The sequence below is a fragment of the Blastococcus sp. HT6-30 genome (assembly GCF_039729015.1).
GTDB lineage: Bacteria > Actinomycetota > Actinomycetes > Mycobacteriales > Geodermatophilaceae > Blastococcus.
This window is the reverse complement of sequence record NZ_CP155792.1, coordinates 3,556,484-3,572,877: the sequence shown is the minus strand read 5'-3', so window position 1 is coordinate 3,572,877 and position 16,394 is coordinate 3,556,484. Positions and strand designations below refer to the sequence as shown.

Sequence of the window (16,394 nt, the reverse complement as noted above, 5' to 3'; positions counted from 1 at the left end):
ACCGCCCGGTCGCGGGCGACGCGCCGACCGCGCCGCGCCGGATGTGCCGCACGGGTTCGAAGGCGACACGCCCGGGCAGCGCCGGACGACCCTGAGTCACGATCGGTTCCGCTGTTGGCGCGCGCAACGGCCGGTCGGGTGACCGGCCGCGGACCCCGCCTGCGACCTGCGCCGATGCGGTCGGCCGAGCGTGCGCCAGCGCCCGAGCGCGCCGCCCGGCGGAGCCGCGGGGGCGGCGTGGCGCGCACACGATCTCGATCGTCTCGTTTCGCGGCGATCATCCCGGTCACCCATCTCTGTGACGCGTACATCCCGAGCTCAGATAGGAGCGACAACGAGATGATCGGCACCGAGGCCATCAGCCGTGTGATCGGCCAGGACGTCTACGACACCGAGGGCCAGAAGATCGGGTCGGCCTCCGAGGTCTACCTCGACGACGAGACCGGCCAGCCCGAGTGGGTCACCGTGCGCACCGGACTGTTCGGGACGAAGGAGTCCTTCGTCCCCATCCGTGACGCCGACCTGACGAACGACGGCGTCCGCGTAGCGGTCAGCAAGGACCGCGTCAAGGACGCGCCCAAGATCGACACCGACGGTCATCTCTCCCCGCAGGAGGAGGAGGAGCTGTACCGGTACTACGGCCTGGGCACCGGCACGACGGAGACCGTCCGGACGACCGAGACGACGGGCATGGCCGGCACCACCGGCCGGACCGACACCGCCGGCACCGTGGGCCACGACACGTCCGGTCCCACCACGGACGACGCCATGACCCGGTCCGAGGAGCAGCTCCGCGTGGGCACCCGTTCCGAGGAGACCGGCCGCGCCCGGCTGCGGAAGTACGTGGTCAGCGAGAACGTCACCGAGACCGTTCCCGTGACCCACGAGGAGGTCCGCCTCGAGCGCGAGCCCATCACCGACGCCAACGTCGGCAACGCGATGGACGGGCCCGCGATCAGCGAGGAGGAGCACGAGGTCGTGCTCCACGGCGAGCGCCCGGTCGTGGAGAAGGAGGCGGTCCCGGTGGAGCGCATCCGCATGGACAAGCAGACCGTCAGCGAGCAGACCCAGGTCAACGAGACCCTCCGCAAGGAAGAGGTCGAGGTCGACGGCGCAGACGACAACCGCCGTATGTGACCTCCTCCCGGCGCACGTGCGCCGGGCACGCACCTACGGCGGCCGACCGAGATCAGACTCCGGTCGGCCGCCGTTGTCGTGCCCGGGGCGGGATCGGCCCTTGCCCGCCGGGTGGTCGAGTCCCTGGCCCTCGCGCTGCAGGGCGCGGTCCTGATCCGGGAGGCGCCGCCCGCCGTCGCCGACGCATTCGTCGCCGCCCGCCTCGGCACCGACCGCGCCCTGGAGTACGGGGCGCTGGACCCCTCGCTCGACCTCACCGCGATCGTCGCCCGCGCCTGATCCCGCCGGCGACGGCCGGCGTCAGCTGCCGAGGCAGGCGGTGAGGGCGGCGACCATGAGCGGGACGTCGCGGGCGGAGGCCAGCTCGCGGCAGGAGTGCATGGCCAGCATGGGGGCGCCGATGTCCACCGTGGCGATGCCCAGCCGGGTCGCCGTCAGCGGGCCGATGGTGCTGCCGCACGGGAGGTCGGCCCGGGTGACGAAGGTCTGCACCGGGACGCCGGCCTCGTCGCACCGCTCGGTGAACCAGCCGCCGGACGCGGCGTCGGTGGCGTAGGCCTGGTTGGCGTTCACCTTCAGCACCGGCCCGCCGCCCAGCTCGGGCCGGTGCGCCGGCTCGTGCCGCTCGGCGCGGGTCGGGTGGACGGCGTGCGCCATGTCCGCGGACACCAGCACGGAGCGGGACAGCGCGCGGTGCACCGCCTGCGGGTCCGCCGGGTCGGTCGCCGCGGCCAGCCGCTGGACGACGTCCTCCAGGAAGCTGCCGCGGGCACCGGACATCGAGCCGCTGCCCACCTCCTCGTGGTCGTTGCAGACCAGCACCTGGGTGCGCGCCCCCGCGGGCGCCGCCAGCAGCGCGAGCAGACCGGAGTGGCAGCAGGCCAGGTCGTCCAGCCGGGGGGCGGCCACCCAGGAGCCGTCCGCGCCGGCCCGCGACGACGGCTGGGTGTCGGCCAGCACCAGGTCGGCGCCGACGACGTCGCCGGGGGCCACGCCCGCCTCGGCGGCGAGGGCCTCGGTGAGCCCCGGGCCGGTGCCCAGGTCGCGGTCCCAGACCGGCACGAGGTGCTGCTGCGGGTCGAGCGTCAGCCCCTCCCGGACGCTGCGGTCGAGGTGGATGGCGAGGGACGGCAGCCGCAGCGGCGCGCCGGGCAGGCGGACGAGGGCCGTGGCCGGGTGGGCGGGGGAACCGGAGCGCAGCACCAGCCGCCCGGCCACGGTCAGCTCCCGGTCCAGCCAGGTGTGCCACAGGCCGCCGCCGTAGGGCTCGACGCCCACCAACCGGTACCCCGACTGCCGGACGTCGCTGCGCGGGCGCACCTTGAACGTCGGCGAGTCGGTGTGCGCGCCGACCAGTCGCATCCCGGTCTCCGCCAGGGGGCCGCTGCCCGTCCGGAAGGCGATCAGGCTGCCGTGCCGGACCACGAAGTGCTGCGTTCCCGGGGCCGGTGCCCAGGAGTCGGCCTCGGAGAGCTCGGTGAACCCGGCGGCGCGCAGCCGGCGGGCGAGCTCGGCGACCGCGTGCGCGGGGGAGGGCGAGGCGTCGACGAACGCCCGCAGGTCGTCGCCGAGGGCGAGCTCGTCGGTCGGGGCGGCATCCGGCGTCGGCATTCCGCCATCGTGCCCGACGCCCGGGACGGCGGCGGGTGCGCGGGGAGAAGGGCGCAGGTGGGATGCTCGCGGGGTGAGCCAGCCCACGGACCCCGGGAGCCCTGTCGAGCTGTCCGCCGCCCTGGAGGGCACCGGCTACCTCCCCGACGACGGGTTGGCCACCGCCGCCTACCTGGCGCTGGCCATGCACCGCCCGCTGTTCCTGGAGGGGGAGGCCGGCGTCGGCAAGACCGCGCTGGCCCAGGCGCTGGCGCAGATCACCGGCCGGCCGCTCTACCGGCTGCAGTGCTACGAGGGCCTGGAGGCCAGCCAGGCGCTCTACGACTGGGACTTCGGCCGGCAGCTGCTGCACCTGCGGGCCGCCGAGGCCGCGCACGCCGCGGACGACCCCGCGCGGCTCGAGGCCTCCCTCTACGACCGCCGGTTCCTCCTGGCCCGGCCGCTGCTGCAGGCGCTGGAGGACTCGCCGAGCGTGCTGCTCGTCGACGAGGTGGACCGCGCCGACGACGAGTTCGAAGCCTTCCTGCTCGAGGTGCTCTCCGACTTCACCATCTCCATCCCGGAGCTCGGGACGGTGCGCGCGAAGACGCCACCGCTGGTGGTCCTCACCTCCAACCGCACCCGCGAGGTGCACGACGCCCTCAAGCGCCGCTGCCTCTACCACTGGCTGGCGCATCCGGACTTCGACCGCGAGGTGGCGATCCTGCGCCGCCGGCTGCCGCAGGTGACCGAGCAGCTGGCCCGGCAGGTGGCCCGGGCGACGTCGACCCTGCGCACCCTCGACCTGCTCAAGCCGCCCGGGGTCGCCGAGGCCATGGACTGGGCGACGGCGCTGCACACCCTGGGCGCCCGCGACCTCGACCCGGATCTCGCGGCCCGCACGCTCGGGGCGGTGCTGAAGTACCGGGAGGACACCGAGCGGGTGCAGTCGCTCGCGCCGGAGGCCCTCTTCGGTGGCTGAGAGGCGCGACGTCGTCGACACGGTGCTCGGCTTCGCCCGCACGCTGCGGCACGCCGGCGTGGCCGCCTCGCCGGACCGGGTCGAGGCGACGCTCGCCGCGTTGGGGCACCTCGACGTCCTGGCGCCGTCCGCCGTCTACTGGGCCGGCCGGCTCACCCTTTGCTCGGGCCCGGACGACCTGGACCGCTACGACGCCGCCTTCCTCGCCTGGTTCTCCGGTCGGCGGCCGCGGCCGGCTCCGCCGAGTGCGCAGGTGCCGCCCCGGCTGGCCGCGAGCGCGCCGCTGGACGCGGGCGCCGGCGAGGGCGACGACGACACCGACACCCCCGACCTGGCCGCGCGGGCGAGCGCCGACGAGGTGCTGCGGCACCGCGACGTGGCCGGGCTGACCGACGCCGAGCGCGCGCACCTGCGCCGGCTGTTCGCGCTGCTAGTGCCCGCCTCGCCCATGCGCCCGGCCCGGCGCCGGCGCCCCGCCGCCCACGGCGGGGTGCACCCGGCCCGGACGGTGCGGCGGGCCCTGCGCGACGGCGGCGAGATCAGCCGGCTGATGCACCGCCGGGCACGGCCGCGCCCCCGCCGGGTCGTGCTGCTGGTCGACGTCTCGGGTTCGATGGCCCCGTACGCGGATGCCCTGCTGCGCTTCGCGCACGCCGCGGTGCGGGCCCGGCCGGCGTCGACCGAGGTGTTCACGATCGGGACCCGGTTGACCCGGGTCACCCGCGAGCTGCGGCTGCGTGATCCCGACCGGGCGCTGGCCGCGGGCGGGCACGCGATCCCGGACTGGTCCGGCGGCACCCGGCTCGGCGAGGTGCTCAAGGCCTTCCTCGACCGGTGGGGCCAGCGGGGCACCGCCCGCGGGGCGGTGGTCGTCGTCTGCAGCGACGGCTGGGAGCGTGGGGACGCCGCGCTGCTGCGGGAGCAGATGGCCCGGCTGCGGCGGCTGGCGCACGCCGTCGTCTGGGTCAACCCGCACAAGGGCCGGGACGGGTACGAACCTCTCACCGGCGGGATGCAGGCGGCGCTGCCGTCGGTGGACCACTTCGTGGCCGGGCACAGCATGGCCGCGTTCGAGGAGTTGTCAGGAGTGATCGCCGATGCGTGACGTGCTCGATGACCTGGTGGGCTGGTGGCAGGCGGGGGAGACCGTCGGCGTGGGAACGGTGGTGGGCACCTGGCGCTCGGCGCCGCGACCCGCCGGCGCCTCGATGCTGGTCGGCCCGGACGGGACGGCGGTCGGCAGCGTCTCGGGCGGCTGCGTCGAGGGCGCGGTGTACGAGGAGGCGAAGGACGTCGTCCAGACCGGCGGGCCGGTGCTGCGTCGCTACGGCGTCAGCGACGACGACGCGTTCGCCGTGGGATTGACCTGCGGCGGGATCCTCGACGTGTTCGTCGAGCCGGTCTCGCGCGAGTCGTTCCCGGAGCTCGGTGAGGTCGCCGCGTCGGTGGGGCGGCACGAGGCGGTCGCCGTCGTCACCGTGGTGGCCGGCCCGGACGACCGGCTGGGCCGCCGCCTGGTGCTCTGGCCGGACCGGGCCTCCGGAACGCTGGGCTCCCAGCGGCTGGACGCCGCTGTCGCCGACGACGCCCGCGGGATGCTGGCCGCCGGGCGGACGGCCCTGCTGCACGTGGGCCACGACGGCGAGCGGCGCGGCGACGACCTGACCCTGTTCGTCAACTCCTTCGCGCCGCCGGCCCGGATGGTCGTGTTCGGCGCGATCGACTTCGCCGCTGCAGTCGCCCGGGTGGGGGCGTTCCTCGGCTACCGGGTGACCGTCTGCGACGCCCGCCCGGTGTTCGCCACGGCCAAGCGGTTCCCGGAGGCGCACGAGGTCGTCGTCGAGTGGCCGCACCGCTACCTGCAGGCCGAGCTCGACGCGGGGCGCGTCGACGAGCGCACCGTGCTGTGCGTGCTCACCCACGACCCCAAGTTCGACGTCCCGCTGCTCGAGGTGGCCCTGCGCGCCCCGGTCGGCTACGTGGGCGCGATGGGCTCGCGACGCACGCACGACGAGCGGCTCGCCCGGCTGTCGGAGGTGGGGCTCACCGCCGACGAGCTGGCCAGGCTCTCCTCGCCGATCGGGCTGGACCTGGGCGCCCGCACCCCGGAGGAGACGGCGGTGTCGATCGCGGCCGAGATCATCGCCGGACGGTGGGGCGGCACGGGGGAGCGGCTGGCCGAGGTCGACGGGCCGATCCACCGCACCGCCGAACGGTGAGGCACGCCGTCCTCCCGCACCGCCCGCCCACGAGAGGAGCCCGGTGAGCGTCGATCCCGCGGTACCCGGCCCGGTCATCGGGCTGCGGCGTGAGCGCGAGGTGCTCACCGTCGCGCTGCAGACCAACCGGCACGTCGTCCTCGAGGGGCCGCCGGGCACGGGCAAGTCCACCCTGCTGCGCGCCATCGCCGGTGCGGCCGGCCAGGACGTCGTCTTCGTCGAGGGGAACGCGGAGCTCACCCCGGCGCGGCTGGTCGGCTCCTACGACCCGGCCGCGGTCATGGTCGACGGGTACGTGCCGGACAGCTTCACCGACGGTCCGCTGCTCACCGCCATGCGCGGCTCGGGCCTGCTCTACCTCGAAGAGCTCAACCGCATCCCGGAGGAGACCCTCAACGTCCTCATCACCGTCCTGACCGAGGGGGAGATCGCCGTTCCGCGGCTGGGCACCGTGCGGGCGGCCGCCGGCTTCCGGCTCATCGCGGCGATGAACCCGTTCGACGCGATCGGCACCGCGCGCGTCGGGCAGGCGATCGCCGACCGGATGTGCCGGGTGGTCCTGGGCTACCAGGACGAGCCGGCCGAGCAGGCGATCGTCGCGGCCGTGACCGCGGCGGAGCCGAGGCCGGTCGCCCTGGCGGTGCGGCTGGTGCGGGCCACCCGCGATCACCGCGACCTGCGCACCGGGTCGTCGGTGCGCGGCGCCATCGACCTCGTGCTGCTGCTCGACGGCCTGCTGGCCCTGCGCGGCGTCGGCGGCCTGGACGACGACGGTGCGCGGGAGGCGGCGCGGGATGCGCTGCACGCGGCGCTGTCCGGTCGGATCAAGGTCACCGAGGGGGTGGCGCGGACGCCGGAGAGCGTCCTCGACGAGATCCTCGAGCGGGTCTGGCCGGTCGACGCCGGGCCGCCCTCCGACGGGTCGCCCGGTGCGCCCCCGGCCCCCGCCGGGGACGGCCCGGGAAAAGCGGGAGGCCTGTCGCCTGAGGCGGCAGGCCCGGATGCAGGGAGCCCCCGGCGGGAGCGGTCCGACCGGCGCGGCCCACGGCAGACCTCGCGGCGGGAGCTGGAGCTGCGGCACGCGTCGTTCGACGAGGTCAGCCCGGAGGTGGGGGAGCTCGACGAGGACGCGTTCGCCGCGGTGATGGGTGCCGATCCGGACGCGGCGGCCGCGCTGCTCGCCGACCTGGCCCTCGCGACGGACCGGGAGCTCCGCTCGGCCGCCCGCCGTCTGGCGGCGCGCGTCTTCGTGCAGGTCGGCCGGGTGGGCAGCGCCCGCGCCCGGGGGACCCGGCGCCTGGCGCCGATCCGGGGTGGGGACGGCGACCTGGACCTCGACCGCACCCTCGACCGCTGGAGCGGACCGTGGCCGCCCGACCCCGAGGACGTGGTGACCCGGCGGTGGACCGGCTCCCGCCGTGCGGTGTGCCTGGTGGTCGACCGGTCGGGCTCGATGAGCGGGCTGGGGGTGGCCATCGCCGCGGTCGCCGCCGCCGGGGTCGTGCTGGCCGCGGGTGAGCGGCTGGAGACCAGCGTGCTGGCCTTCGCCGACCGGGTGGAGGTGCTGCAGCAGCACGGCCGGCACCGGTCCGCCGAGGACCTCGTGCTGACCCTGGTGGGGCTGCGCGGCCACGGGACCACCGACATCGCCGCGGCGCTGCGGGAGGCTGCGGCGCAGTTGCGGACGGCCGCGCACGCCGACGAGCGGGTCGTCGTCCTGCTGTCGGACTGCCTGGCCACGGCCGGCGACGCCGCCGAGTCGGCGCTGGCCGGCATCGACCGGCTCGACGTGCTCTGCCCGTTGCCCGACGGCGGCCCCGAGGACGAGGCGCTGACCGCGTCGCGGGCGCTGGCCGCGCGCGGCGGCGGCTCGGTCGCACCGGTCCGGTCGCTCACCGACCTCGGGTCGGCGCTGACCCGCCTGCTCGCCTGACGAGGGGCACGAGCTCCCCCGCGCGCAGTCGGTCTCTGCTCACAGGAGTGAGCAGAGACCGACTGTCGCGGGAAAGGCCTACCCGCCCGGCAGGGTCAGCGGTCGGCGTCGGTGTAGACGATCATCCCGCGGATGTTCTTGCCGTCGCGCATGTCCTGGTAGCCCTGGTTGACCTCCTCCAGGGAGTACTTGGTCGTCACCAGGCCGTCGAGCTTGAGCTGGCCCTCCTGGTAGAGCGAGAGCAGCTCCGGGATGGCCACGCGCGGGCTGAACCCGCCGAAGACCGCGCCCTGCAGGTCCTTCTGCAGCAGGCTGAGCTCGAAGAGGCTGAGCTTGACGTCGATGTTCTGGGCGTCGCCCATGGCCGTGACGACGACCCGCCCGCCCTTGCCGGTCAGGCTCAGGGCCTGCTGGACGTGCTCGCCCTCGATGGAGCCGACGGTGATGATCGTCTTGTCGGCCATGCGGCCCCAGGTGAGCTGGTTGATCGGGTCGACGGCCTCCTCGACGCTCGCGTAGGTGTGGGTCGCGCCCATGTCCATGGCCCACTCCCGCTTCTGCGCGACCGGGTCGATCACCATGACCCGCTTGGCACCCGCCGCGGCCGCGCCCTGCACGGAGTTCATGCCGACGCCGCCGGCGCCCATCACCACCACGTCGTCACCCGGCCGGACGTCACCCACCTTGGTCGCCGAGCCCCAACCGGTGGTGACCCCGCAGCCGACCAGGGCGGCGACCTCGAGCGGGATGTCCGGCTCGATCCGCACCACCGAGGCCTGGTGCACCGTGATGTAGGGGGAGAAGGTGCCGAGCAGGCACATCGGGATGACGTCCTTGCCGCGGGCCTGGATGCGGTAGCTGCCGTCGGAGATCGACGTACCCGCCAGCAGGTTCGCGCCCAGGTCGCAGAGGTTCTGCATCCCCTTCGAGCACGGCAGGCACTGCCCGCATGCGGGGATGAAGGCGGTGACCACGTGGTCGCCCTCCTTGAGCCCGGAGACGCCCGGGCCCACCTTGGTGACGACACCGCTGCCCTCGTGACCACCGATCACCGGGTAGGACGCCACCGGGGTACCACCGGTCACCAGGTGCTCGTCGCTGTGGCAGAGGCCGGAGGCCGCCAGCTGGACCTGTACCTCTCCCTCCCGGGGATCACCGAGGTCGATCTCCTCGACCGACCACTCCTCGCCCACGCCCCACAGGATCGCGCCCTTGGTCTTCACCCAGGTGTTCCTTCCGTCGTCGTCGCCGCGTCTTCGCGGTGCCCGAGCACACGTCGCAACGGCGTGTGCAGTGCCTCACAGACTGCTGAGCCGGTGCCGTGCCCGTCAAGGTGGGAGACGTGCGGTGCAACGTGCTGCAGCCGGCGGGCCGGGTGTCGGTGAGACTGGTGGCATGCCCGGCGCCCCCGTCCTCGTGGTCGGTGCCGGCCCGGTGGGGCTGACGGCGGCCCTCCTGCTGGCCCGCCGGGGGCTGGCCGTCGTCGTCGTGGAACGGCACGCGGCGCCCTATCCGCTGCCGCGGGCGGTGCACCTGGACGACGAGGTGTTCCGGGTGCTGCAGGCCGCCGGGGTGGCCGACGAGGTGGCCGCGCGCTGCCGGCCGATGGCCGGCCTGCGGCTGCTCGACGGCGCGCACCGCGTGCTCGCCGAGTTCCGCCGCGCCCCGGACGCCGGGAGCAACGGCTGGCCGCAGGGGTCGTTCGTCCACCAGCCCGACCTGGAGGAGGTGCTCGCCGCCGCCGCGGCGTCGGCGCCGGGGATCGAGGTGCGGCGCGGGAGCGAGGTGACCGGGCTGGAGCAGGACGGCGGCGGGGTGACCGTGCGGGTGGCCGACCGGGCGACGGGGGTGGACCGGTCCGTCCGGGCAGCGGCCGTGCTGGGCTGCGACGGCGCCAACAGCACCGTGCGGGAGCTGATCGGCGCCCGGATGGTCGACCTCGGCCCGGCCGACCGCTGGCTCGTCGTCGACGCGCGGGCGCCCGGATCGCTGCCGGTCTGGCCGGGCGTGCACCAGGTGTGCGACCCGCACCGGGCGGCCACGTTCATGCCGGTCACCGGCGACCGGTACCGCTGGGAGTTCCGGCTGGCACCGGGGGAGACGGCCGAGGAGCTGGCCGCCCCGGAGCGGCTGGCGGTGCTGCTCGCGCCCGTCGCCCGTGCCGCCGACATCGAGGTGCTGCGCGCGGTCGAGTACACCTTCCGGGCGCAGGTGGCCGACCGCTGGCGCGACGGCCGGGTGCTGCTGGCCGGCGACGCCGCCCACCTCAGCCCGCCGTTCGTCGGCCAGGGACTGGGGCTCGGGCTGCGCGACGTCCACCAGCTGGCCTGGAAGCTCGCCGCCGTCCTCCGCAGGGAGGCGCCGGACGCGCTGCTGGACACCTACCGCGCCGAGCGGGAACCGCACGCCCGTGCGCTGATCCGGGTGGCGCTGCTGCTCGGGCGGCTCATGACCGGCGGCGGGCGCGGGGGCGCCGTCGTCCGGAGGCTCGTGCTGGCCGCCGTCCGGCGCATCCCGGCGGTGGCCCGGCTGGCCACCGACAGCCGCACCCCGCCGCTGGCTCGCGGCCCGCTGGTGGCCCGTCGGGGCCGCGCCGGCCGCAGGTTGGCCGGGACGCTGCTCCCCCAGCCCGAGGTCCTCGTCGACGGTCGTCCCCGCCGGCTGGACGACGTCCTCGGTGACGGCTACGTCGAGATCACATCCGACCTGCGGATCCGGCGGCCCGACGGCACGGCGCTCCGGATCGAGGACCCGACCGGCGCCCTGGGGCGCTGGCTGGGCGGGGCGGCGCTGGTCCGCGTCCGACCCGACCGCATCGTGCACTCCGTGCGGATGTGAGCGGCGACCGCAGCCGGGGGACGTCCGTCGGCGGGCATCCCCCGGCCGTCGCGCGTCAGGCCTCGCGCCGCCGGCGGGAGGGAGAGGTGGCCAGCAGGGCGTTCTCGACGGCGGCGCCGCCCAGCTGGCGCTCGAAGCCCGGAGGAACGACGAGGTCGTCGCGGGACAGGTCGGAGACGTTCGGGCGGCCGAGGCCGACCATCGCCGAGCCGAGACCGTCGCGCAGCAGGTCCAGGACGTTCTCCACGCCGGCCTGCCCGTTGGCGGCCAGGCCCCACAGGTACGCGCGGCCGATCAGCACGGCCTTGGCACCCAGGGCCAGGGCCTTGGCGACGTCGCCGCCGCGCCGGATGCCGCCGTCGAGGAGCACCTCGATCTGGTCGCCCACCGCATCGGCCACCGCCGGCAGCGCGCGGATCGAGGCCGGCGTCCCGTCGAGGTTGTTGCCGCCGTGGTTGGACACCGAGATGGCGGTCACGCCGGCGTCGACGGCGCGCTTGGCGTCGTCGACCCGCATGACGCCCTTGAGCATGAACGGCCCGTCCCACTGCGAGCGCAGCCAGGCGACGTCCTCCCACGTCGGCATCGGGGAGGCGCTCCACATGCCGTAGGCGCCGAAGAACGTGGGCGCCGGTTCACCGGGGGTGGCGACCATGTTGGGCACGGTGAGGTCGGGGATCTGCCCGGTGCGCGCGAAGTCCAGCAGCCAGCGCGGCTTCACCAGCACCTGCGGCGCGTACCGCCGGGCGGCCTCGAAGTTGATCTTCTCGGGGATGAACGGACTGCCCCAGTCGCGGCCGTAGGCGAACGACCAGTCGAGCGTGGCGATCATGCCCACGGCGCCGGCCCGCTTCGCGCGCTCCATGCGGGCGAGCATCTCGTCGCGGGTGCCCACCCAGTACATCTGGAAGAACGTCTGCGGGTTGGCCGCGACGACCTCCTCGACCGGCTTGCTGGCGAACGAGGACAGGCCCATCGCCACACCACGGGCGGCGGCGGCACGGGCGACGGCGACCTCGCCGTCGGGGTGGACGGCCTGCACGCCGGTCGGGCTGATCAGGATCGGCATCGACATGGGCTGGCCCATGACCGTCACGGCCATGTTCCGCTCGTTGGCCAGCCCCGCGGTGTGCGGCGCGAAGCCGATCTCGGCGAACGCCGCGAGGTTGTCCTCCAGCGTCACCCCCCGCTCGGAACCGGCGACCAGGGCGCCGTAGACGCCCTTCGGCAGCCGCTTCTTCGCGCGCCGCTGCGCCTCGGCGACCGATTCGAACCACGCGTTGGCCATCGGAACCTCCTTGTCGGCCCGGTCGACCGGGCGGGTGGGCCGGCCCGACGGCCGGTGGCACTCAGTGCCAGGCTAGCGCCGACGGTGAGACCGCGGCCACACCGGGCCGCGCGCCGATCGCCGCGACAGGTCAGCGGCGGAGGCTGGGGAAGCCCGCCGCCATCTCGTCGAACGCCAGGTGCAGGTGCGCGGCCAGGCTGGAGTCCTCGTCGGCGAGCCAGGCCTCGAACGCGGTGGTCGCCGCGGCCCGGGTGCTCGCGGCGACCAGCCGGGGGAGCAGCCCGGTCGGGGAGGTCCCGGTCCGCGCCGCCACGTGCCCCGCGACCACCCGGTCGATCTCGGCGAAGCGGAGCTGGCTGTGCGCGAGCAGCGCCGGCTCGGTGAGGATCAGCCGCATCCGCTCGCGCAGCAGCGGCAGCTCGGCGTCCGGGTAGTCGTTCACCTCGACGTAGGCGGCGCACACCGAGGTGAGCACGGGCTGGTCCGGGTCGGCGGCGGCGAGCATCTCCGCGAGCCGGGCCACGTGCCCGGTGAAGTCGCCCCACACGGCGTCGGCCTTGGTCGGGAAGTAGCGGAAGAAGGTGCGGCGGCTGATGCCGGCGGAGTCGGCCACCTCGTCGCTCGTGACGTCCTCGAAGCCCCGGACGGTGAACAGGTCCAGGGCCGCCCGCTCCACGCGGGCGCGCCCCGCCGGAGGCACGGCCGGCGCCGTCCTCGTCCCCGCCACGGGCGCATTCTGCCCCGCGGCCCCGCCCTGCGCGGCCGGGCGGACACGCGAGGCCCCGCTGTTGCTCCTGGCACCGGGTGTCACTAACGTCCGCCCCGACCATGTGATCGCGTTCACGGAGGCCCTCATGCCCGAGCCCACCCAGACCGACGTCATCGCCCCCGAGGCGCCTGCGACCGAGGAGGCCCTCGTCGAGGAGTCGCTCGTCGAGGAGGTCTCCATCGACGGCATGTGCGGGGTGTACTGATCGACGCCGTGCCGTCGACGAACGGAACCGGCCCGGCGACCGGGGGGAGCTGCGACTTCGACGCGGGGCTGCCCTGGCGCCGGGCCCGGTCCGTCGCGCTGCGGCCCGAGCCGTTCGGCGCGCTCGTCTACCACTTCGGCAACCGGAAGCTGTCCTTCCTGAAGTCGAAGACGCTGGTCGCCGTCGTCGAGGCGCTGGGCGACCACCCCAGCGCCGAGGCCACCCTGACCGCCTGCGGCGTCCCCGACGCCCAGCGCGGCGCCTACGTCACGGCGCTGGCCGACCTCGCCCGCTCGCAGATGATCGAGAGAAGGACCCCGGAGGCTTCCCGATGACCGCCGTCCTGCCGTCCCGTCCCGCCACGCCCGAGCGCCCGGTCGGCGGGCGCCTCGTCGACCAGTTCGAGTACGGCCTGGACGCCCCGATCTGCCTCACGTGGGAACTTACCTACGCCTGCAACCTGGCGTGCGTGCACTGCCTGTCCTCGTCCGGACGGCGTGATCCGCGCGAGCTGTCCACCGCCGAGGCCGAGGCGGTCATCGACGAGCTGCAGCGGATGCAGGTGTTCTACGTCAACGTCGGCGGCGGCGAGCCGACCGTGCGGCCGGACTTCTGGCACCTGCTCGACTACGCCATCGGCCACGACGTCGGCGTCAAGTTCTCCACCAACGGCGTGAAGCTGGACAAGGCGCGCGCCGCGCAGCTGGCGGCCACCGACTACGTCGATGTGCAGATCTCCCTGGACGGCGCGACCGCCGAGGTGAACGACCGCGTGCGCGGCACCGGCTCCTTCGCCACCGCGGTCAAGGCGCTGGAGAACCTGGCCGAGGCCGGGATGAAGGACTTCAAGGTCTCCGTCGTCGTCACCCGGGAGAACGCGGGCCAGCTCGACGAGTTCAAGGCGCTCACCGACCGATACGGTGCCCAGCTGCGGATCACCCGGCTGCGGCCGTCGGGCCGCGGGGCCGACGTCTGGGACCAGCTGCACCCCACCCAGGCCCAGCAGCGCGACCTCTACTCCTGGCTGCTGGCCAACGGCGACCGCGTCCTCACCGGTGACTCGTTCTTCCACCTGTCCGCCTTCGGCGAGGCGCTGCCCGGGCTGAACCTGTGCGGCGCCGGCCGGGTCGTGTGCCTGATCGACCCGGTGGGCGACGTCTATGCCTGCCCGTTCGCCATCCACGAGAACTTCCTCGCCGGCAACGTCCGCGACGAGGGCGGCTTCCAGCGGGTCTGGCAGTCCAGCGAGCTGTTCGCCGACCTGCGCAACCCGCAGACCGGCGGCGCCTGCACCAAGTGCGCGCACTTCGACGCCTGCCGGGGGGGCTGCATGGCGGCGAAGTTCTTCACCGGCCTGCCGCTGGACGGTCCCGACCCCGAGTGCGTGCAGGGCTACGGCGAGACGGCGCTCGCGGCGCGCGACCTCGGGCTGGTGGCGCCCAAGAGCCACATCGACCACTCGCACAAGGGTCCGGTCCGCGGCCAGCCCACCCTGCTCGGCATGCCCGCGCTGCCCCCCGCCAAGATCTGCGACGAGTCGCCGCTCGCGGGCCTCGACCTGCGCTGATCCCCCGGTGCCGGCTCGCGGGCCGGCACCGGGGAGCCGCCGGGCTAGAGGTCGACCTTCTTGTTGTCCCCGACGTCGATCCGCTCGCCGGTGGCCTTGGCCTTCACGAAGCTGAACGCCGTGGCCAGGCGGCCGCCGGGGCTCTCCCAGTACTCCGCGGAGTCGCCCTCGACCTTGATCAGGACGACGTCGGGGTCCTCGGGGCCGCTCGGGAACCACGCCTCCACGCCGCCGTTCCACAGCTCCTTCTTCTTCGCGGTGTCGTCGACCACCCGGGCGTGCCCGGTCAGCGACACCCAGGTGCCACCGGAACCGATGCCCACGTTGACCTGCGGGGAGGCGGCGATGTGCGCCACCGGGTGGGAGCCGCGCTCGGCGAAGAACCACAGGTCGCCGTCGAACTCCACCTGCTGCAGCGTCATGGGGCGGCTGGTCAGCTTCCCGCCGGGCGCGATCGTGGTGAGGAAGCCGAAGCGCTCCCCCTTGATCAAATCGGCGACCTTGCGGGTGTCCTCGGTAGTCATGCCAGGGCTCGTGCCCACAGGGGTTCCGCCCGACACCCTCACCCCGCGTCGAGGTACCGCCAGGCGCCGTCCTCCCGCGCGAACCGGCTGACCTCGTGCTGGCTGCCGCGCTCGCCGCCGGCGACGTACCAGGCGCGGAACTCCACCGTCCCCTCGGCGGCCAGCAGCCCGCCGCCGGTGGTGGCGAGCACGTCCAGGCCGGTCCAGCGCACCGTCGGGTCCAGCTCCGCCGTCGGCGGCCGAGTGGTGGAATGCCAGCTGGCCAGCAGGTAGGCGGCGTCGCCGACGGCGAAGGCGCTGTACCGCGAGCGCATCAGCTGCTCGGCGGTCGCCGCCGGCGCCGAGCCGTCGTGCCGCGGCCCGCAGCACTCGGCGTAGGGCAGCCCGGTTCCGCAGGGGCAGCGCCGGGGCGCTGGTCGGGTGCTCATGACCGGCGAGTCTGCCAACCGTCCCGGCGTGGCTAGGCTGCGGCGATGCCCTCCCTGGCCGGCGCCGCGTGGCCGGAGCTGCCCGAGCGGCCGCTGCTCGTCGTCCCCCTCGGCTCGGTGGAGCAGCACGGTCCGCACCTGCCGCTGGCGACCGACACCCGGACGGCCGAGGCGGTCGCGCAGGCCGCGGTGCCCGGGGTCGGGAACGCGCTGCTGGCCCCGGCGATCGCCTACGGGGCGAGCGGGGAGCACGAGGGCTTCCCGGGCACGGTGTCGATCGGCACGGAGGCGCTGACGACGCTGCTGGTGGAGTACGGGCGCTCGGCCGGCCGGTGGGCAGGGCGGCTGCTGGTCGTCAACGGCCACGGCGGCAACAGCGACGCCCTGCGGGCGGCGGTGCCGCTGCTCCGTGCCGAGGGGCGGGACGTGGCCTGGTGGCCGTGCGCCGTGCCCGGCGGTGACGCCCACGCCGGACGGGTGGAGACATCGCTCATGTTGCACGTGGAACCCGGCGGGGTCCGCCAGGAGCGGGCCGAGCCGGGGGAGACGGCGTCGCTGCGGGAGCTGCTACCCCGGATGCGCGCCGAGGGTGTGCGGGCGGTCAGCCCGAACGGGGTGCTCGGCGACCCGGCGGGCGCGTCGGCCGCCGAGGGAGCGGAGCTGGTGGCGGACCTGGCCGGGCGGCTGGTCGCGGCGGTGCGCGAGTGGCGCATCGGCGACGCGGGGCGGCTCCAGGAGCAGTGCCCCGGAGCCGCCCCGCGTCGGAGGCGGTGCCGCGTCGATCAGGCGGTCTCCTCCGTCACCGGGAACGCCGACGACGAGGTTCCGGTCGTCCCGCCGCTGGAGCGTCGGCCTCGCGGCTAGGGTCCACGGGGGACCGGGCGAGGCCCGGGCGTCGATCACGAGCACGGGGG

General features: G+C 75.0%; 17 protein-coding genes. 11 read left to right on the top strand and 6 right to left on the bottom strand.

Annotated elements, in window-relative coordinates:
- The first annotated feature begins 339 nt into the window (after positions 1-339).
- Together ABC795_RS17275 and ABC795_RS17270 are read left to right on the top strand one after the other, a co-directional pair.
- Positions 340-1,137, top strand: a complete 798-nt coding sequence (locus ABC795_RS17275; RefSeq protein WP_347058525.1) for a PRC and DUF2382 domain-containing protein — start codon at positions 340-342, stop codon at positions 1,135-1,137.
- Between the two features lie 111 nt (positions 1,138-1,248).
- Positions 1,249-1,416 (top strand): hypothetical protein, encoded by a 168-nt coding sequence (locus ABC795_RS17270; RefSeq protein ID WP_347058524.1) that lies wholly within the window; start codon positions 1,249-1,251, stop codon positions 1,414-1,416.
- Between the two features lie 21 nt (positions 1,417-1,437).
- Here ABC795_RS17270 and ABC795_RS17265 read toward each other — a convergent pair whose 3' ends face one another.
- On the bottom strand, positions 1,438-2,748 hold the full coding sequence (locus ABC795_RS17265; RefSeq protein WP_347058522.1) for a M18 family aminopeptidase: 1,311 nt from the start codon (positions 2,746-2,748) through the stop codon (positions 1,438-1,440).
- Positions 2,749-2,821: 73 nt separating this feature from the next.
- Between ABC795_RS17265 and ABC795_RS17260 the strand changes: the two genes are divergently transcribed.
- From ABC795_RS17260 to ABC795_RS17245, 4 genes are read left to right on the top strand one after another with little or no spacing between them, the layout of a single operon-like run.
- Positions 2,822-3,709, top strand: coding sequence for a MoxR family ATPase (locus ABC795_RS17260; protein WP_347058521.1), 888 nt, complete (start codon positions 2,822-2,824; stop codon positions 3,707-3,709).
- The gene (locus tag ABC795_RS17255; protein ID WP_347058519.1) at positions 3,702-4,814 is read left to right on the top strand and encodes a VWA domain-containing protein; all 1,113 of its coding nucleotides are present in this window, start codon (positions 3,702-3,704) and stop codon (positions 4,812-4,814) included. The genes ABC795_RS17260 and ABC795_RS17255 overlap by 8 nt, the downstream gene beginning before the upstream one ends.
- A complete protein-coding gene (locus ABC795_RS17250) occupies positions 4,807-5,928 on the top strand; it encodes an XdhC/CoxI family protein (protein WP_347058517.1) in 1,122 nt (373 codons plus the stop codon). Before ABC795_RS17255 ends, ABC795_RS17250 begins: the two co-directional genes overlap by 8 nt.
- A 43-nt stretch (positions 5,929-5,971) precedes the next feature.
- A complete protein-coding gene (locus tag ABC795_RS17245) occupies positions 5,972-7,861 on the top strand; it encodes an AAA family ATPase (protein WP_347058516.1) in 1,890 nt (629 codons plus the stop codon).
- Positions 7,862-7,956: 95 nt separating this feature from the next.
- Here ABC795_RS17245 and ABC795_RS17240 read toward each other — a convergent pair whose 3' ends face one another.
- Positions 7,957-9,084: an NDMA-dependent alcohol dehydrogenase gene (locus ABC795_RS17240; RefSeq protein WP_347058514.1), complete on the bottom strand. Its 1,128-nt coding sequence runs from the start codon at positions 9,082-9,084 to the stop codon at positions 7,957-7,959.
- A 172-nt stretch (positions 9,085-9,256) separates the two neighbouring features.
- On the opposite strand from ABC795_RS17240, the gene ABC795_RS17235 reads away from it, so the two are divergent.
- On the top strand, positions 9,257-10,699 hold the full coding sequence (locus ABC795_RS17235) for a bifunctional 3-(3-hydroxy-phenyl)propionate/3-hydroxycinnamic acid hydroxylase (protein WP_347058512.1): 1,443 nt from the start codon (positions 9,257-9,259) through the stop codon (positions 10,697-10,699).
- A 55-nt stretch (positions 10,700-10,754) separates the two neighbouring features.
- Here the strand turns inward: ABC795_RS17235 and mftD are convergent, their stop codons facing one another.
- Both mftD and mftR read right to left on the bottom strand, forming a co-directional pair.
- Positions 10,755-11,987, bottom strand: coding sequence for a pre-mycofactocin synthase MftD (gene mftD / locus ABC795_RS17230; protein ID WP_347058510.1), 1,233 nt, complete (start codon positions 11,985-11,987; stop codon positions 10,755-10,757).
- A gap of 130 nt (positions 11,988-12,117) precedes the next feature.
- Complete coding sequence (gene mftR, locus ABC795_RS17225) at positions 12,118-12,714, bottom strand: mycofactocin system transcriptional regulator (RefSeq protein WP_347058508.1); 597 nt, start codon at positions 12,712-12,714, stop codon at positions 12,118-12,120.
- A gap of 127 nt (positions 12,715-12,841) precedes the next feature.
- On the opposite strand from mftR, the gene mftA reads away from it, so the two are divergent.
- From mftA to mftC, 3 genes are read left to right on the top strand one after another with little or no spacing between them, the layout of a single operon-like run.
- Positions 12,842-12,961 carry a mycofactocin precursor MftA gene (gene mftA / locus ABC795_RS17220; RefSeq protein ID WP_347058506.1) on the top strand — a complete coding sequence of 40 codons (120 nt, stop codon included), beginning with the start codon at positions 12,842-12,844 and terminating at the stop codon, positions 12,959-12,961.
- An 8-nt stretch (positions 12,962-12,969) separates the two neighbouring features.
- Positions 12,970-13,296 (top strand): mycofactocin biosynthesis chaperone MftB, encoded by a 327-nt coding sequence (gene mftB / locus ABC795_RS17215; protein ID WP_347058505.1) that lies wholly within the window; start codon positions 12,970-12,972, stop codon positions 13,294-13,296.
- Complete coding sequence (gene mftC / locus ABC795_RS17210) at positions 13,293-14,528, top strand: mycofactocin radical SAM maturase (RefSeq protein WP_347058503.1); 1,236 nt, start codon at positions 13,293-13,295, stop codon at positions 14,526-14,528. Before mftB ends, mftC begins: the two co-directional genes overlap by 4 nt.
- 44 nt (positions 14,529-14,572) lie before the next feature.
- On the opposite strand, the gene ABC795_RS17205 is transcribed toward mftC, so the two are convergent.
- Together ABC795_RS17205 and ABC795_RS17200 are read right to left on the bottom strand one after the other, a co-directional pair.
- Positions 14,573-15,052 (bottom strand): pyridoxamine 5'-phosphate oxidase family protein, encoded by a 480-nt coding sequence (locus ABC795_RS17205; RefSeq protein ID WP_347058501.1) that lies wholly within the window; start codon positions 15,050-15,052, stop codon positions 14,573-14,575.
- Between the two features lie 38 nt (positions 15,053-15,090).
- Positions 15,091-15,480 (bottom strand): YchJ family metal-binding protein, encoded by a 390-nt coding sequence (locus ABC795_RS17200; protein ID WP_347058499.1) that lies wholly within the window; start codon positions 15,478-15,480, stop codon positions 15,091-15,093.
- Between the two features lie 45 nt (positions 15,481-15,525).
- Between ABC795_RS17200 and mftE the strand changes: the two genes are divergently transcribed.
- The gene (gene mftE / locus ABC795_RS17195) at positions 15,526-16,344 is read left to right on the top strand and encodes a mycofactocin biosynthesis peptidyl-dipeptidase MftE (RefSeq protein ID WP_347058497.1); all 819 of its coding nucleotides are present in this window, start codon (positions 15,526-15,528) and stop codon (positions 16,342-16,344) included.
- Positions 16,345-16,394: the final 50 nt, after the last annotated feature.

Excerpts from the sequence above, each read along its gene's own strand:
- ABC795_RS17275 (WP_347058525.1), top strand. The coding sequence starts at position 340 with ATGATCGGCACCGAGGCCATCAGCCGTGTGATCGGCCAGGACGTCTAC.
- ABC795_RS17265 (WP_347058522.1), bottom strand. The coding sequence starts at position 2,748 with ATGCCGACGCCGGATGCCGCCCCGACCGACGAGCTCGCCCTCGGCGAC.
- ABC795_RS17250 (WP_347058517.1), top strand. The coding sequence starts at position 4,807 with ATGCGTGACGTGCTCGATGACCTGGTGGGCTGGTGGCAGGCGGGGGAG.
- ABC795_RS17235 (WP_347058512.1), top strand. The coding sequence starts at position 9,257 with ATGCCCGGCGCCCCCGTCCTCGTGGTCGGTGCCGGCCCGGTGGGGCTG.
- mftD (WP_347058510.1), bottom strand. The coding sequence starts at position 11,987 with ATGGCCAACGCGTGGTTCGAATCGGTCGCCGAGGCGCAGCGGCGCGCG.
- mftA (WP_347058506.1), top strand. The coding sequence starts at position 12,842 with ATGCCCGAGCCCACCCAGACCGACGTCATCGCCCCCGAGGCGCCTGCG.
- mftC (WP_347058503.1), top strand. The coding sequence starts at position 13,293 with ATGACCGCCGTCCTGCCGTCCCGTCCCGCCACGCCCGAGCGCCCGGTC.
- ABC795_RS17205 (WP_347058501.1), bottom strand. The coding sequence starts at position 15,052 with ATGACTACCGAGGACACCCGCAAGGTCGCCGATTTGATCAAGGGGGAG.
- ABC795_RS17200 (WP_347058499.1), bottom strand. The coding sequence starts at position 15,480 with ATGAGCACCCGACCAGCGCCCCGGCGCTGCCCCTGCGGAACCGGGCTG.
- mftE (WP_347058497.1), top strand. The coding sequence starts at position 15,526 with ATGCCCTCCCTGGCCGGCGCCGCGTGGCCGGAGCTGCCCGAGCGGCCG.